The organism is Pedobacter changchengzhani (genome assembly GCF_004354365.1).
GTDB classification, from domain to species: domain Bacteria; phylum Bacteroidota; class Bacteroidia; order Sphingobacteriales; family Sphingobacteriaceae; genus Pedobacter; species Pedobacter changchengzhani.
This window is the reverse complement of sequence record NZ_SJCY01000003.1, coordinates 157,266-173,274: the sequence shown is the minus strand read 5'-3', so window position 1 is coordinate 173,274 and position 16,009 is coordinate 157,266. Positions and strand designations below refer to the sequence as shown.

16 protein-coding genes and 5 tRNA genes are annotated in these 16,009 nt (G+C 36.0%); 1 reads left to right on the top strand and 20 read right to left on the bottom strand.

Going from position 1 to position 16,009, the window contains the following annotated elements; translation table 11 throughout:
* Positions 1–83 precede the first annotated feature (83 nt).
* The 18 genes from rpoB to rpsU all read right to left on the bottom strand — a co-directional run bounded on the left by rpoB (position 84) and on the right by rpsU (position 13,032).
* Positions 84–3,887 (bottom strand): DNA-directed RNA polymerase subunit beta, encoded by a 3,804-nt coding sequence (rpoB, locus tag EZJ43_RS05820; RefSeq protein WP_133261745.1) that lies wholly within the window; start codon positions 3,885–3,887, stop codon positions 84–86.
* A gap of 156 nt (positions 3,888–4,043) precedes the next feature.
* The gene (gene rplL, locus EZJ43_RS05815; protein ID WP_029279312.1) at positions 4,044–4,421 is read right to left on the bottom strand and encodes a 50S ribosomal protein L7/L12; all 378 of its coding nucleotides are present in this window, start codon (positions 4,419–4,421) and stop codon (positions 4,044–4,046) included.
* Between the two features lie 64 nt (positions 4,422–4,485).
* On the bottom strand, positions 4,486–5,007 hold the full coding sequence (rplJ, locus tag EZJ43_RS05810) for a 50S ribosomal protein L10 (RefSeq protein WP_133261744.1): 522 nt from the start codon (positions 5,005–5,007) through the stop codon (positions 4,486–4,488).
* Between the two features lie 2 nt (positions 5,008–5,009).
* A complete protein-coding gene (rplA, locus tag EZJ43_RS05805; RefSeq protein ID WP_133261743.1) occupies positions 5,010–5,708 on the bottom strand; it encodes a 50S ribosomal protein L1 in 699 nt (232 codons plus the stop codon).
* Between the two features lie 20 nt (positions 5,709–5,728).
* Positions 5,729–6,172, bottom strand: coding sequence for a 50S ribosomal protein L11 (rplK, locus tag EZJ43_RS05800; protein WP_133261742.1), 444 nt, complete (start codon positions 6,170–6,172; stop codon positions 5,729–5,731).
* Positions 6,173–6,709: 537 nt separating this feature from the next.
* A complete protein-coding gene (locus EZJ43_RS05795) occupies positions 6,710–7,357 on the bottom strand; it encodes a hypothetical protein (RefSeq protein WP_133261741.1) in 648 nt (215 codons plus the stop codon).
* Positions 7,358–7,361: 4 nt separating this feature from the next.
* Positions 7,362–7,790 (bottom strand): hypothetical protein, encoded by a 429-nt coding sequence (locus EZJ43_RS05790; RefSeq protein WP_133261740.1) that lies wholly within the window; start codon positions 7,788–7,790, stop codon positions 7,362–7,364.
* A 198-nt stretch (positions 7,791–7,988) separates the two neighbouring features.
* A complete protein-coding gene (nusG, locus tag EZJ43_RS05785; RefSeq protein ID WP_133261739.1) occupies positions 7,989–8,531 on the bottom strand; it encodes a transcription termination/antitermination protein NusG in 543 nt (180 codons plus the stop codon).
* A gap of 6 nt (positions 8,532–8,537) precedes the next feature.
* Positions 8,538–8,735, bottom strand: coding sequence for a preprotein translocase subunit SecE (gene secE / locus EZJ43_RS05780; RefSeq protein WP_133261738.1), 198 nt, complete (start codon positions 8,733–8,735; stop codon positions 8,538–8,540).
* 102 nt (positions 8,736–8,837) lie between these two features.
* Positions 8,838–8,908: transfer RNA gene (locus tag EZJ43_RS05775), tRNA-Trp, on the bottom strand.
* Positions 8,909–8,995: 87 nt separating this feature from the next.
* Positions 8,996–10,183: an elongation factor Tu gene (tuf, locus tag EZJ43_RS05770; protein ID WP_133261737.1), complete on the bottom strand. Its 1,188-nt coding sequence runs from the start codon at positions 10,181–10,183 to the stop codon at positions 8,996–8,998.
* 122 nt (positions 10,184–10,305) lie between these two features.
* Positions 10,306–10,377: transfer RNA gene (locus tag EZJ43_RS05765), tRNA-Thr, on the bottom strand.
* A gap of 72 nt (positions 10,378–10,449) precedes the next feature.
* Positions 10,450–10,522, bottom strand: a tRNA-Gly gene (locus tag EZJ43_RS05760).
* A 43-nt stretch (positions 10,523–10,565) separates the two neighbouring features.
* A tRNA-Tyr gene (locus EZJ43_RS05755) sits at positions 10,566–10,651 on the bottom strand.
* Positions 10,652–10,684: 33 nt separating this feature from the next.
* Positions 10,685–10,757 (bottom strand) — tRNA-Thr (locus tag EZJ43_RS05750).
* A 641-nt stretch (positions 10,758–11,398) separates the two neighbouring features.
* Positions 11,399–11,746 carry a ribosome hibernation-promoting factor, HPF/YfiA family gene (gene hpf / locus EZJ43_RS05745; protein WP_133261736.1) on the bottom strand — a complete coding sequence of 116 codons (348 nt, stop codon included), beginning with the start codon at positions 11,744–11,746 and terminating at the stop codon, positions 11,399–11,401.
* A gap of 14 nt (positions 11,747–11,760) precedes the next feature.
* Positions 11,761–12,645, bottom strand: coding sequence for a tyrosine-type recombinase/integrase (locus EZJ43_RS05740; RefSeq protein WP_133261735.1), 885 nt, complete (start codon positions 12,643–12,645; stop codon positions 11,761–11,763).
* Positions 12,646–12,837: 192 nt separating this feature from the next.
* On the bottom strand, positions 12,838–13,032 hold the full coding sequence (rpsU, locus tag EZJ43_RS05735; protein ID WP_123205457.1) for a 30S ribosomal protein S21: 195 nt from the start codon (positions 13,030–13,032) through the stop codon (positions 12,838–12,840).
* A 184-nt stretch (positions 13,033–13,216) separates the two neighbouring features.
* Between rpsU and EZJ43_RS05730 the strand changes: the two genes are divergently transcribed.
* Positions 13,217–13,603, top strand: a complete 387-nt coding sequence (locus tag EZJ43_RS05730; RefSeq protein ID WP_133261734.1) for a hypothetical protein — start codon at positions 13,217–13,219, stop codon at positions 13,601–13,603.
* Between the two features lie 103 nt (positions 13,604–13,706).
* Here the strand turns inward: EZJ43_RS05730 and EZJ43_RS05725 are convergent, their stop codons facing one another.
* Together EZJ43_RS05725 and EZJ43_RS05720 are read right to left on the bottom strand one after the other, a co-directional pair.
* A complete protein-coding gene (locus EZJ43_RS05725; protein ID WP_133261733.1) occupies positions 13,707–14,858 on the bottom strand; it encodes an acyl-CoA dehydrogenase family protein in 1,152 nt (383 codons plus the stop codon).
* A gap of 247 nt (positions 14,859–15,105) precedes the next feature.
* On the bottom strand, positions 15,106–16,008 hold the full coding sequence (locus EZJ43_RS05720; protein ID WP_133261732.1) for a ComEA family DNA-binding protein: 903 nt from the start codon (positions 16,006–16,008) through the stop codon (positions 15,106–15,108).
* Between the last annotated feature and the right edge of the window lies 1 nt (position 16,009).

Below are 16,009 nucleotides of genomic sequence, written 5' to 3'. Positions count from 1 at the left end.
ATAAGGTTAAAGGCTAAGGGCGGAAAGGCAGAAGGATTGGGGGTATAAACCCTCAACCTTCTACCTTCTACCTTCTACCTTAGTTAATCTAACGTAATATCTAAACCTAAACCGCGTAACTCATGCACCAATACGTTGAACGATTCTGGTACACCAGGAGTTGGTAAGTTTTCACCTTTAACAATAGCTTCGTAAGTTTTTGCTCTTCCGATCACATCATCCGATTTAACGGTTAATATCTCTTGAAGAATATTAGCTGCACCAAATGCCTCTAATGCCCAAACCTCCATCTCACCAAAACGCTGACCACCAAATTGAGCTTTACCACCCAACGGCTGTTGTGTAATTAATGAGTATGGCCCGATAGAACGTGCGTGCATCTTATCATCAACCATGTGACCTAATTTAAGCATGTACATAATACCTACTGTAGTCGTTTGATCGAAACGCTCGCCTGTTAAACCGTTGTATAAGTAAGTTTTACCTGAAGCAGGAACACCTGCTTTAGCAATCCACTCTTCTACCTCATCATGAGTAGCACCATCGAAAATAGGCGTAGCAAATTTCACACCTAATTCATCGCCAGCCCAAGCTAAAATAGTTTCATAAATTTGGCCTAAGTTCATACGTGATGGTACACCCAGTGGGTTCAACACAATATCAACCGGGGTTCCATCTTCTAAGAAAGGCATATCTTCATCACGTACAATACGTGCAACAATACCTTTATTACCATGGCGACCCGCCATTTTATCACCTACTTTTAATTTACGTTTTTTAGCAACATAAACTTTTGCCATTTGTACAATACCCGATGGAAGCTCATCACCAACACTAATCGCAAATTTCTCGCGCTTGTATGATCCAAGTTCTTCGTTAACACGGATACTGTAGTTGTGAAGCAATAATTTAATCATCTCATTTTTATCATCATCAGTAGTCCATTTGTTTGGGCTAATGTGTGTAAATTCAAGATCTGCTAAAATTTTCTGCGTAAACTTTGCACCCTTAGCAACTAATAATTCTTTGTAAATGTTAAATACACCTTGAGATGTTTTTCCGTTTACAATCGTGAATAATTTATCAACTAACGTTGCTTTTAATTTTTCAGTAATATTTGTATATCCTTTGTCTAACTTCTCAATTGCTGCTTTTTCTTCAGCTTTTGTAGTTTTCTTAGCACGGCTGAATAATTTAGTATCAATTACCACACCTTTAATTGAAGGCGGTGTTTTTAAAGAAGCATCTTTAACATCACCAGCTTTATCTCCAAAAATTGCACGTAGTAACTTCTCTTCAGGTGAAGGGTCAGACTCGCCTTTTGGTGTAATCTTACCAATTAAAATATCACCTTCTTTTACGTCAGCACCAACACGGATAATACCGTTTTCATCTAAATCTTTAGTTGCTTCTTCAGAAACGTTAGGAATATCTGGAGTTAACTCCTCTTCGCCACGTTTAGTATCACGCACTTCTAATTCAAATTCTTCAATATGCAATGAAGTGAAAACGTCATCACGAACAATACGCTCGTTAATCACAATCGCATCCTCAAAGTTAAAACCTTGCCAAGGCATAAAAGCCACTTTTAAGTTTCTACCTAAGGCCAATTCGCCATTTTGAGTTGCATAACCTTCGCAAAGTACTTGTCCTTTAGTCACTTTTTGTCCCTTTCTTACGATCGGTTTTAAGTTGATACAAGTATTCTGGTTGGTTTTTTTGAATTTTATTAAACGATAAGTTTTGCTATCACCTTCAAAAGAAACTAAACGATCATCTTCGTTACGTTCATATTTAATGGTAATTTCATTTGCATCTACATATTCTACTACACCATTACCTTCAGCATTGATCAACGTTCTTGAGTCACGTGCAACGCGACCTTCTAAACCTGTACCAACAATTGGAGCCTCAGGGCGTAATAATGGTACTGCCTGACGTTGCATGTTCGATCCCATCAACGCTCTATTCGCATCATCATGTTCTAAGAACGGAATTAACGAAGCAGCGATTGATGTAATCTGATTAGGAGCAACATCCATCAAGTCTAATTTCTCAGGCTCAATAATCGGGAAGTCACCCTCATAACGTGCTTTAACACGTGGTGTAGTAAATACGCCTTTGTCATCATACTCTGCATTTGCTTGCGCGATGGTTTTACCATCTTCATCTTCTGCAGATAAATAAATAACATCAGAATCAACAACTACTTTACCATCTTCAACACGTTTGTAAGGTGTTTCGATGAAACCTAAGCTGTTAATTTTTGCATGTACACAAAGTGATGAAATCAAACCAATGTTTGGTCCCTCTGGCGTTTCAATTGTACACAAACGACCGTAGTGCGTATAGTGAACATCACGAACCTCGAAACCTGCTCTCTCACGAGATAGACCACCTGGGCCTAAAGCTGATAAACGACGTTTGTGCGTAATCTCTGCCAATGGATTGGTTTGATCCATAAACTGAGACAATTGGTTTGTACCAAAGAATGAATTAATAACCGACGATAAAGTACGGGCATTAATTAAATCGGTTGGCGTAAACACCTCATTATCACGAATGTTCATACGCTCGCGGATTGTTCTAGCCATACGCGCTAAACCAACACCAAATTGCGCATATAATTGCTCACCAACAGTACGTACACGACGGTTTGATAAGTGATCAATATCATCCACTTCTTCTTTTGAGTTGATCAACTTGATCAAGTATTTAACAATTGCAATAATATCTGCTTTTGTTAAAACTTTAACCTCATCAGGGGTATTCATTTTTAATTTACGGTTGATGCGGTAACGACCAACATCTCCTAAATCATAACGCTTATCCGAAAAGAATAAACGATCAATAATACCTCTTGCAGTTTCCTCATCAGGTGGTTCTGCGTTACGCAAAGCACGATAGATGTTTTCTACAGCCTCTTTTTCGGAGTTTGAGGTATCTTTTTGTAATGTATTATAAATAATGGTATAATCTGCCTGACTAGCGCCATCTTCTTTTGATAAGATAATGCTTTTAACGCCAGATTCGATCACCATATCGATATGATCTTCTTCTAAAACAGTTTCCCTCTCTAGAATTACTTCATTACGTGGAATCGATACTACTTCACCTGTATCCTCATCAACAAAATCCTCGATCCATGTACGCAATACTCTTGCGGCTAATTTACGACCGATATATTTTTTCAGACCTGATTTACTAACCTTTACTTCATCAGCAAGATCAAAAAGTTCTAAAATGTCTTTATCAGAATCGTAACCAATAGCCCGTAATAGTGTAGTAACTGGGAATTTTTTCTTACGATCGATATATGCATACATCACGTTATTAACGTCTGTAGCAAATTCGATCCACGAACCTTTGAAAGGAATTACACGTGCAGAATACAATTTGGTTCCGTTTGTGTGACGGCTTTGGCCGAAGAACACTCCTGGAGAACGGTGTAATTGCGAAACGATAACACGTTCTGCGCCGTTAATAACAAATGTACCTTTTGGCGTCATATACGGGATTGTACCTAAGTACACATCCTGAATAATGGTTTCAAAATCTTCATGTTCTACATCATTACAAGAAAGCTTCAGCTTTGCTTTTAATGGAACATTGTAGGTTAACCCACGCTCAATACACTCATGTATATCATAACGTGGCGGATCAACAAAATAATCAAGAAACTCTAATACAAAGATATTTCTTGAATCTGTTATTGGAAAGTTCTCAGCAAACACTTTAAACAAACCTTCGCTCGAGCGATCGTCTGAAGTGGTATCTATCTGGAAAAACTCTCTGAATGATTGCAATTGCACATCCAGAAAATCCGGATAGTCTATAATGTGCTTACTCGTTGCAAAATTTACTCTTTGTTCGACTGTCTTTGCCAATGGACTAAAAGATTTTAGTTTAAGAATAAACTATTTGTTTGGTTTTGGTTCTAAGCATTCTCATCAACCAAGCAAAATGAGATGTTTATAAACAGGTAAAGACACCAACATTTTCAGTCGGTGTCTATACTTTTTTAGCTAAGCTAAACGTGTTGGTTACTTAATTTCAACAACCGCTCCAGCTTCTTCTAATTGTTTTTTCAAAGCTTCTGCTTCGTCTTTAGTAACACCAGCTTTTAATTCTTTTGGTGCTCCGTCAACTAAGTCTTTAGCTTCTTTCAAGCCTAAGCCAGTTAAATCTTTTACCAATTTAACTACCGCTAATTTAGCGCCACCAGCTTCTTTCAAAATAACATCAAAAGATGTTTTTTCTGCAGCAGCAGCAGGTGCATCACCACCAGCAGCAGGACCAGCAACTACAGCAGCAGCTGCAGGCTCAATACCATACTCGTCTTTCAAGATTTGAGCTAATTCGTTAACTTCTTTAACTGTTAAGTTTACTAATTGCTCAGCAAACGATTTTAAATCTGCCATTTTATTAAGATTTTAAAAATTTACGTAAAAATAATTTTGTTTAATTGCGAACTTAAGGTGTTCGTTAACCTTCTCTTTCTTGTAGCGTTTTAACAATTCCTGCAATTTTCCCTCCGCTTGATTTAAGCGCAGAGATAACGTTTTTAGCTGGTGACTGTAATAATCCAATAATTTCTCCAACAAGCTCTTCTCTCGATTTTAAGCTTACCAAAGTATTTAATTGGTCATCGCCAACATAAACTGATGAATCTATAAATGCACCTTTAAGCAATGGCTTATCAGATGTTCTTCTCAAAGCTTTAATCAACTTAGCCGGAGCATTAGCTGTTTTTGAGAATAATAATGATGATGAACCTTTAAGTGCTTCGTATATCTCTGATGCATCGCCATCTAAACCTTCAATCGCTTTGCGGATTAAAGAGTTTTTAGCAACTTTCATGATGATATCACTCTCGTAACATTTACGGCGGATGTTATTAACCTGCTCAACAGAAAGGCTAGAAGTATCAGCAATATAAAAATTGCCATACTCTTGCATTTGTCCTTGTAGTTGTAAAACTACTTCGTTTTTTTCTTCTCTGTTCATGATTAGATCCCCGCTACTGATTTTGTTTCAATTGCAATTCCAGGACTCATTGTAGAGGACACGTGAATGCTCTTAAAATAAGTTCCTTTTGCAGCAGATGGTTTTAATTTAGCAATTACTTGGATGATCTCCATCGCATTTTCATAAATTTTATCTGCCGGGAATGATACTTTCCCTATTGAAGCGTGTATAATACCCGTTTTGTCAACTTTAAAATCAATCTTACCTGCTTTTACTTCTGTAACAGCTTTACCAACATCGTTGGTTACTGTTCCAGATTTTGGATTTGGCATTAAGTTTCTTGGGCCTAAAACACGGCCTAACTTACCTACCTTAGCCATACAAGCTGGTGTAGTGATAATAATGTCTACATCGGTCCAACCACCTTCAATTTTGGCCACATATTCGTCTAAACCAACGAAGTCTGCACCAGCTGCTCTTGCTTCTTCTTCCTTATCAGGAGTTACCAAAGCTAAAACACGTACAGTTTTACCTGTTCCGTGTGGTAAAGTAGCAATACCACGTACCATTTGATTGGCTTTACGCGGATCTACACCTAAGGAAACATCAATATCAACTGATGCATCGAACTTAGTGGTAGTGATTTCTTTTACCAAAGCAGCAGCATCCTTCAAAGTATAAGCCTTACCGGCTTCTATTTTAGCATGTGCCTTTTTTTGATTTTTAGTTAATTTCGCCACTGTTGTAAACTGTTTTTAAATTAATTTGTCCAGGGTGCGTCACCAGAAACGGTGATTCCCATACTGCGTGCTGTACCGGCAACCATACTCATTGCAGATTCGATTGTAAATGCATTTAAATCAGGCATTTTATCTTCAGCAATAACTTTAATCTGGTCCCAGGTCACCGATCCAACTTTTTTACGGTTAGGCTCAGCAGAACCACTCGTTAATTTAGTAGCATCTTTTAACTGGATAGCTACAGGAGGGGTTTTGATGATGAAATCGAATGACTTATCAGCATAAACAGTAATTACAACTGGCAATACTTTACCTGCTTTATCTTGGGTACGAGCGTTGTATTGTTTGCAAAACTCCATAATGTTAACACCTTTAGCACCCAATGCTGGGCCTACTGGTGGCGATGGATTTGCAGCTCCGCCTTTGATCTGTAATTTGATCATTGCACTGACTTCTTTTGCCATTTTGTGTTTTTTGTTTATTTAAAACTCAATGTTAAATATTGGAAGCATGTAACATTTTGTATCCGATGAGATATGAGAAGTCAGATGTAAGAAATGAGACTAACGCCTCTTTGAACCACATATACCTCCTGCATAAAACTTAAAGGACTGCAAAGATACAAACTATAATGCAGAACTACAATAGTTTGCGAAAGATTTGTTTACAGTTTTAATGTTGGCTAAATCGTTCTTACATCCCCTAATCTAGCGTTAGTGTCTCGCTTGTGACTTAAAAAATCCACTTCATACTTTGACTTTATCAAATTTATTAAAAGACCGCATTAAAATTAGTTTATATCAAAAGCGGCACGCTTGCGCTAAAGAAGCCGAAAACCTGTCCTTGCGCCAGATTGGGGACAGATTGGGGCGATGCTTTTTATACTTACGAGAATAAGCAACGAGAAGAAAAAAAATATTTTCATATTAATTACAAATTTTTACACCAATATCCGCAGTACCGTTTTACAATATTACTGAAAAATAAACGCTGAAGTTCTGCTACATTCTAAAATAATGCGAAAATAGTTCTGCAATTTTTAATATTGTCTGCCTATTATAATTACCCCGGCACATCTCTTTTTGTTCGAAATAATCCGGTGCATAAAAATAAAGTGGTCTAATTTCCTTTTTGGTTATTAAATAAAGGGTAATCCCTCCCCCATCATAAATATATTGTTTATTAGATTTTTCTTTTTTTGTTATAGGGCATCCTTCTCCGTTATCCATTTTGTCATCTAACAATTGCCATGGAGACATTGAGTTGGCTTTGTTCCAAAAATCATGAATGCTATCCGTATGTAGAAATATCGAGTTAAAATAAATATTAACAGTTATAGGTGTTAAAAAAATATTCATCCTATTTTTTGAATATACTGAATCTCTGATGTTTTTTGGCATTGCACCACTTTGGTCAAATTTCCTGTTATCTTCATATCGGTAAACAGAAACCGTATCAGCTTTTTTACTTAAAATCATAATATCAGGTTTTTGTATCCAATTGTTTACATATTCAAATGCTAAAGTGCTATCTGCATTTTGTTGAAGAAATTTAAACAGGGGTACATCATTTCTTGTCTTTTGTCCGTAAACAGGTTTTACAAAAGCCAAAGAGAGAATAATCAGACTTAATAATACTTCCTTTTTCATAAATTCAGTTACAAATCTTGGTGCCTTTCGTATACCCATTATTTTGAGGATCGTTTGTCGATAAATTATACAATCCGGCAATTGTTGCTATTTCCCCGGCAGTTATATGTTCCCCATTACTCATCAAGTATTCTGTATCATTGGGTGTATTGTTATTGTACGCATTAGAATCAGAAAGGCCACTCCAAGCTAAGGCGTAAGCATCTTTTATATCCATACTAAAATAAGTTTTTAAGTAGATCGCCATCGGATTTACATATTTTTCAGAAATTATTTTATGCTGAAAACTATTTAATGTATTGTCACCTGTATAAGCTAAATAAGAGTGTAAAACTTCATGAATTAAATTTGCAATGACGCTTTCCTTCGAAGAGCCAGAAAAATAATCTAAACTAAGGGTTATGTCTGCATTAAATACCCCAATCTGGCGCAAGCGTCCCGCTTGTGACTATACATAATACAATACCACCACCTAACCTAAGCAAAATAAATAAAAAACTTCATAGTCTATATCATAAGCGTAGCGCTAAAAATAAATTAATACCACAAAAATTCATTTTAACTCAAAAAGCTCTCCCTTTTGAGGAAAGCTTTTAAAATATTCTAAAAAAATCTACAATCGTAATTTAGATTACTCCTTTTCTACTTGCATATAATTAAGTTCCAACGGTGTTTTACGACCGAAAATCTTAACCATAACTTTTAATTTTTTCTTTTCTTCGTTTACTTCTTCAATTACGCCGGTAAAGCCATTGAATGGTCCATCCATAACTTTGATGTTTTCGCCCACGAAAAATGAAACACTCATCATTTCGCCCTGCTCGCTCATTTCATCAACCTTACCTAAAATACGGTTAACTTCTGCCTGGCGCATCGGGATTGGGTTGCCAGCTTTATCGCCTAAAAATCCAATTACGCTATTGATTCCTTTTATTATATGCTCTAGTTCTCCGTCTAATTGTGCTTCTACCAAAACATAACCGGGATAAAAATTGCGTTCCTTGGCAATTTTTTTTCCATCTTTCATTTGGTAATACTTTTCCATTGGTATTAACACCTGAGGAACCAAATGAGAAAAACCTAAACGGCTAATTTCTGCATCAACGTACTGCTTAACCTTTTTTTCTTTACCGCTTACAGCTCTTACTACATACCACTTTAAAAGATCGCTCATTTTTAATTAGTTAGACAGTGATTTGTAAAAAGTATCTAAAACAAAAACGGAGCCCTTATCCATTGCAAAAATACATAATGCAATAATCAAAGAAGAAACAAGTACTAGAATTGCAGAGCTTTGCAACTCTCCCCATGTCGGCCATGTAACCTTTTGGGTCATTTCTACATACGATTCTTTTAAAAACTCAACTACTTTAGCCATATTCAAATAAATAATTGAATGAAAGAAGGAAAGAATGAGAGAACAAGAATAGCTAAATATTCTAAATTCAATAACTCAATAATCCAATCATCACTTTTCAAGCACGGGAACAAGGATTCGAACCCTGATCAAAGGTTTTGGAGACCTCTATTCTACCGTTGAACTATTCCCGTAGAATCAATTGGCTAATTAGCAAGATTTGCTAATTAGCCAATGATTTTTATTTTTCCTTAAGTCCCAATAAATTGGGATTTGAGGATCTATTTTGTAATTTCAGTTACCTGACCAGCACCTACTGTTCTACCACCCTCACGGATTGCGAAACGTAGACCTTTTTCCATTGCGATTGGCGAAATCAATTTAACAGAAATTGTAACGTTATCACCTGGCATTACCATTTCAGTTCCTTCAGCTAACGAGATTTCTCCAGTTACATCTGTGGTACGGAAATAGAATTGTGGGCGGTATTTGTTAAAGAATGGCGTGTGACGACCACCTTCAGCTTTCGATAATACATAGATTTCAGCTTTGAAATCAGCGTGAGGTGTTACCGAACCTGGCTTACAAATTACCATACCACGACGGATATCAGTTTTCTCAATACCACGTAACAATAAACCTACGTTATCACCAGCTTCACCATAATCAAGGATTTTGCGGAACATCTCAACACCAGTTACTGTAGATTTTAAGTTCTCAGCACCCATACCTAAGATTTCAACTGGATCACCAGAGTTGATTACACCACGCTCAATACGACCAGTTGCCACAGTACCACGACCAGTGATCGAGAATACATCTTCAACAGGCATTAAGAATGGAAGTTCTGTTAAACGTGGTGGAATTGGAATGTAGTTATCTACAGCTTCCATAAGTTCCATAATTTTTGGAACCCATTTTGGATCACCGTTTAAACCACCCAAAGCCGAACCTTGAATTACAGGAATGTCATCTCCAGGGAAATCGTAGAATGATAATAATTCACGAACTTCCATTTCAACTAATTCTAATAATTCTGGATCATCAACCATATCCACTTTGTTCATGAATACAACCAATGAAGGAACACCAACCTGACGAGCCAATAAGATGTGCTCGCGAGTTTGTGGCATAGGACCATCAGTAGCAGCAACAACGATAATTGCACCATCCATCTGAGCAGCACCTGTTACCATGTTTTTCACATAATCCGCGTGACCTGGACAGTCAACGTGAGCATAGTGACGATTTGCAGTTGAATATTCAACGTGCGCAGTATTAATAGTAATACCTCTTTCTTTTTCCTCAGGAGCTGAGTCAATAGATTCGAATGAACGTGCCTCAGATAAACCTGCATCAGCTAAACATTTTGTAATAGCTGCTGTTAAAGTTGTTTTACCGTGATCGACGTGACCGATTGTACCGATGTTTAAATGCGGTTTACTACGGTCAAATTTTTCTTTTGCCATTTTATTTATAACTAATTAGTAGGTTAACTTTTTATTATTTTATTTATTATTTTGATATAATACAACACAAAAAACCTTGTCCATTCTGTATAAAAACAGATTTAACAAAGCTTTATATCCTGAGCCAACTATGGGAATTGAACCCATGACCTCTTCCTTACCAAGGAAGTGCTCTACCGCTGAGCTAAGTCGGCTTTTATAATCCCCAGTTTCCAATTAAAAGTTTGCAGTTCAAACTGTCAACTGTAAACCGCTCACTTTATTAGAGCGGAAGACGAGGTTCGAACTCGCGACCTATAGCTTGGAAGGCTATCGCTCTACCAACTGAGCTACTTCCGCTTGTAAATTAGCTAATTTGCAAATTGAGCAATTAGCTAATTAATGGTGGGGGGAGAAGGATTCGAACCTTCGAAATCTTGCGATAACAGAGTTACAGTCTGTCCCATTTGGCCGCTCTGGAATCCCCCCCACTGTTTTATTTACAGACATGTAAATAAAAAGAGCCTCCTATCGGAATCGAACCAATGACCTACTGATTACAAGTCAGTTGCTCTACCAGCTGAGCTAAGGAGGCTTTTATTCTCTTTTCAATTTAACCTCTCATGTATTCCTACGAACCAATGACCTTACTGTTTATCCCGAAGTTTCGGGACTTTACCAGCTGAGCTAAGGAGGCTTTTATTTTTTTATACTTTTACAGAACAGTCCACTTGGTTATTGAAACAATGCCCTCTCTCAAATGGAATGCAAATCTACACATTTATATCTCTATTCAAAATATATTTGAAAAAAAATAAGCGTAATTTTTAAAGCTTAATCTTTTTGTAAAATAGTGGGTTAATAATCAGTTATTTAAAATTAACATCAGCTTTAATATTTATTTATATTTTTAATGTACAACACTTATAATTAATTTATCATCGACAAAAATTAGGTAATAAGGCAAAAACAACTTAAAAATTTTAATGTAGAAAAATCTTGATGATGGATGGGACTATCTAGCTATAAAAAACAAAAAAAAATTAATAAGCGTTTGGATGCAATACTTCCATTTAATTTACCAAAAAATTGATTATTAATCTAAGAAAAGAATTTGCTACCGCTACATTCACCCTTATCAATAAATATCGGTGCAACTACTAAGCAAGCTATTAAAATAAAAAGGCAGCACATTTTTTAATGCGCTGCCAATATAGTTTATCAAAATTTCTAATTCTAAAAATCTTCTGTTTCGCTTTCGCTTAATATAGCTTTATGCTCACTCGCCTTAGCTCTCGTTTTATCTTTATGTTTAGTAATTTGTTTTCTTAACGATTCAATGGCTAAATCCGTAGCTTCTTCGAAAGATTTGCACTGCTCTTTGGCGAACAAAACATCACCCGGAACGTTCAGCTTAATCTCGCTAATTTTGTTTGCTTCACTATCTACGTTTTCTAACTTTAAATACACTTCCCCACTAATAATCTGATCAAAAAATTGATCAAGTTTGTCTACCTTCTTCTGTATAAAATCTAACAACTTACTGTCTGCTGTGAAGTGGATTGATTGAACTCTAATTTTCATTTTTCCTCCTTTTTTTATGCCTTTGGATGGGCTTGTTTATAAATTGTTTTTAATCTTTCGATTGAATTGTGTGTGTAAACCTGTGTTGCTGCTAAACTCGCATGGCCTAAAAGTTCTTTAATTGCATTTAGGTCTGCACCGGCATTAAGTAAGCTTGTGGCATAACTATGGCGCAAAACGTGCGGACTCCTTTTATCATGTGTTGATATAAATTTTAAATAATTGGTTACAATTCTATAAATTAACTTCGGATAAGCAACTGATCCTACATTTGTAACGATTAAGGTAGTGAAATTGTTATTAAAGTTTTGCAACTTTTTTAGCTCAATGTAGTCATGTATCTGATTGATAAGCTGTTTATTTACAGGAATAATTCTTTCTTTATTTCTTTTCCCCAAAACCTTTATACTTCCTTCGTACAAATTAATATCAGCATCGTTAAGTTGGATCAATTCTGCAAGGCGCATACCACTACCAAAGAGCAATTCTATTACCAAATGGTCGCGAATAGAAGAAAACTCATCGCCAAAATATTCAGATTGATCTAAAAGTTGATCAATTTTTTGCGACTCGATAAAAACAGGTAATCGTTTTGCAACCTTGGGAGTTTTTATAAGTGAGGCAGGATTAATATTTGTTTTTCCTTCTCGCACTAAAAATTTATAAAAACTTCGTAGGGTAGATATTTTCCTGCCAATGGTACTTTCGTTAATCCCATCGTCCATCAACGCTACAACAAAACTTCGTATGTGAGTATGTTTAATTTCTAAAAAATCCAATTCAAATGCACTTTTGGCATAAGCCTGAAATTGAAGTAAATCTGTTCGATAAGATTTTACAGTTAAAGGAGAGTAACGTTTCTCGTGAGCTAAATAGGTTAGAAAACTGTTTATCAACATTCACAATAATTTAATCAGGAATTAAATTGAAGTTACGAATAGTTTTTGGATAAGGAAATAATAAGTTAATTAGTTTTTCTCAAAGGGATGTTTATAGATTGATTGCCTGGCTAGTGGTTTGTAGAAAAACAAAATGCCCTTAGAAAAAATTTCTAAGGGCATTTAATTTTAATAATGTATATAGTAAACAACCTATACAGTTGTATCTAAGTTCATGTTTTGAATATAAACAGCATGTTTAATTTCAGTACGACGAGCAACAGACTTTTTCTCGTATGCCTGACGGCTACGAAGCTCTCTCAATACACCAGTTTTTTCAAACTTTTTCTTGAAACGTTTTAGGGCTTTATCTAGTGATTCGCCGTCTTTAATGTTAATAATAATCATAACGCTGAAATACCTCCTCTCGTGGTTTTTAAATTTCCCTTTCTATCAGGGGATGCAAATGTAGGTAAAATATTGAAAATGAGAAACTGTTTATCATTTTTTTATTTCATAATTTTAAATACACCCAATAAAAATTAATCATATTGAATTTTCTTTTCCTACATTTAAATTTTAAACGAAAGATATGACAACTGGAAAAAAAATAATTTCAATTATAACGATAATTATCGTGGTAATTTTGGGCGCTCTATTATATTACAGATACTTTTTTGTTTTTGGCGAAGGCGTAAAAGCTGGCGAGTTAAACTATGTAGTTAAGAAGGGTTATGTATTTAAAACCTACGAAGGGAAGTTAATTCAAAGCGGTATAAAATCAAAGCAAACGGGTACTTTGCAAAATAACGAATTCGAATTCTCTATCAATAGCAAACAAATTGCAGAGAAAATGATGAGTAACGGCGGCAAATTTTACGAGTTGCATTATAAAGAGTACAAAAATACGCTTCCATGGCGTGGCTTTAGCGTTTATGTGGTAGATAGTATAATAAGCGTTAAAGAACCGCAGTTGTAAGGTAATTATATAGGTTAAGGTTGAGATTAAGGCTAAACCTGCATTCTCAACCTCAACCTTAACCTCGATCTTATTACCAACCTCGGCCCAGTCCTCAACCTCTCTACCGTAATATCTCCCTCGCAATTACAATTTTCTGAATTTCTGAAGTGCCCTCTCCTATCGTACAAAGCTTACTATCCCGATAAAATTTTTCTACCGGAAAATCTTTCGTGTAGCCATAACCTCCAAATATTTGAACCGCTTCGGTTGCAACTTTAACTGCAACTTCTGAAGCAAAATATTTCGCCATTGCCGATTCCTTAGTCATTGGTAAATGCCTATTTTTCAAATCAGCAGCCTGTCGAATCAATAATTCTGCAGCTTCGATTTCCGTAGCCATATCTGCTAGTTTAAAGCTTATGGCCTGAAAACTAGAAATTGGTTGCCCAAATTGCTGGCGTTGTTTTGAGTAGGCAACCGCAGCATCGAAAGCACCTTTTGCTATCCCTAAAGCTAAAGCAGCGATCGAAATTCTTCCACCATCTAAAACTTTCATAGCCTGCTTAAAACCTTCACCTACATTACCAAGTAAATTTGCTTTTGGTACACGGCAATTATCGAAAATCATTTCTGTGGTTTCTGATGCGCGCATACCTAATTTGTTTTCTTTCTTACCGGCAGAAAAACCAGGTGTACCACGTTCTACAACAATCGCCGAAATACCTTTTGAGCTTCCACTCTCTCCTGTACGGATCATTACCACCGCAATATCTCCACTTTTGCCGTGCGTAATCCAATTTTTCGATCCATTTATGATATAGTCATCTCCATCTTCTACTGCCGTGGTCATCATGCGTAAAGCGTCAGAACCAGTATTTGCTTCTGTTAATCCCCAAGCGCCAATCCATTCGGCTGATGCTAATTTTGGTAACCATTTTTGCTTTTGTTCTTCATTACCGAAGGCTAAAATATGACCTGTACATAGAGAATTATGTGCAGCTAGCGATAAACCAATTGAACCACACACGCTAGATATGCCCACAATTACGTCTACATATTCTTGATAACCTAAACCCGAACCGCCATAATTTTCGGGCACTAAAACGCCCATTAAACCTAAATTGCCCAACTGCTTAAACAATTCTACTGGAAATGTTTGCGCCTCATCCCACTCCATTACTTTTGAGCGAATATGCTTTTCGGCAAAATCTTTTACCATAGCGGTTACGCTTCTTTGCGTTTCTGTCTCTAAGAAATTATATGAATCTGTCATTAATTATTTTTATGAATTTTAGCAAGTATAACCAATTATTTTATAGTTGATTACCATGTAATATTCTGCAAAATATAGAATGAAATGGTATTCGGTTCAATACCTTTGGTTATACAATACTAAGCTGTAAATTTAAATTAAAAGCGATTTTTATTCATGCTACATGTTAAAGTAAAATAAATCTTGGCTTAATGCAGGTTATTAGCTAAAGAAGTTTTCTTTCATGTCACTAGCGGCGTTTTTTTTATCAATATAAAAGATAAGGAGAAATCTTCTCTATCACCTGTGGTGTAAGAATAGCTACTCGTTGTAAATCTGCAACACTGGCAAAATTACCATGTTGCTTTCTATATTGGATGATGGCATTCATTTGTTTGTAACTGAGATACGGAGAAGATTTTAAATCGTTAAAAGTTGCGGTATTGATGTTAATCTTCTTTACGGCATCAGCATTTATAGTTATCTGTGCCTTAATTTCTTCATATTTAACAGAGTCTAATCCGAAAACCTCTTTTAATTGTTCTTTTTTATAAAACCCACCAATTCTTTCTCGGTATTTTAAAATCCGCATTGCGAATGCGCCACCAATACCTTTTATTTCGTCGAGTTGGGCAGAGTCTGCTTGATTAATTTCAACAATAACCAACGCTTTTTTGGTGTATTCTTTTTTCTCGTACTGGAAGTCTTTTTTTGTATAACCATTTGTAACCTTATCATCTATCTGTACATAGGGCAAAAGCTTCTGATACATTTGCGGAGAAATGGTGTACATTTTTTGTAAATCTTCTGCTTTGTAAAATTTTCCGCCCTTGTTTCGATAATTTACGATAGATTGTGCTTGCTTAACAGAAAGCCCTAAACTTTGCCAGCCCGATGCATCAATAGTATTTGGATCGAAAGAAAAAAGTTTAGCGGGTATTTTTGATTCTGAAGCCTCAATCCGATCTCTTGTGTAGTTATCCTTTTCTATTGAAATGAGCGCTATCCTTTGGATTGTAGCCATTGTGGCGGCATCATCTCCATCATTGGTTTCAAAATGACTGTAAATTATTGGCGTTAATCTAAGTCCAATGATCAAAAAAATCAGAACCAAAAGCCCGTTAAACTCGCCTTTGCTAAAACCAAAATGCTTATTAAATCCAGCTTTCATT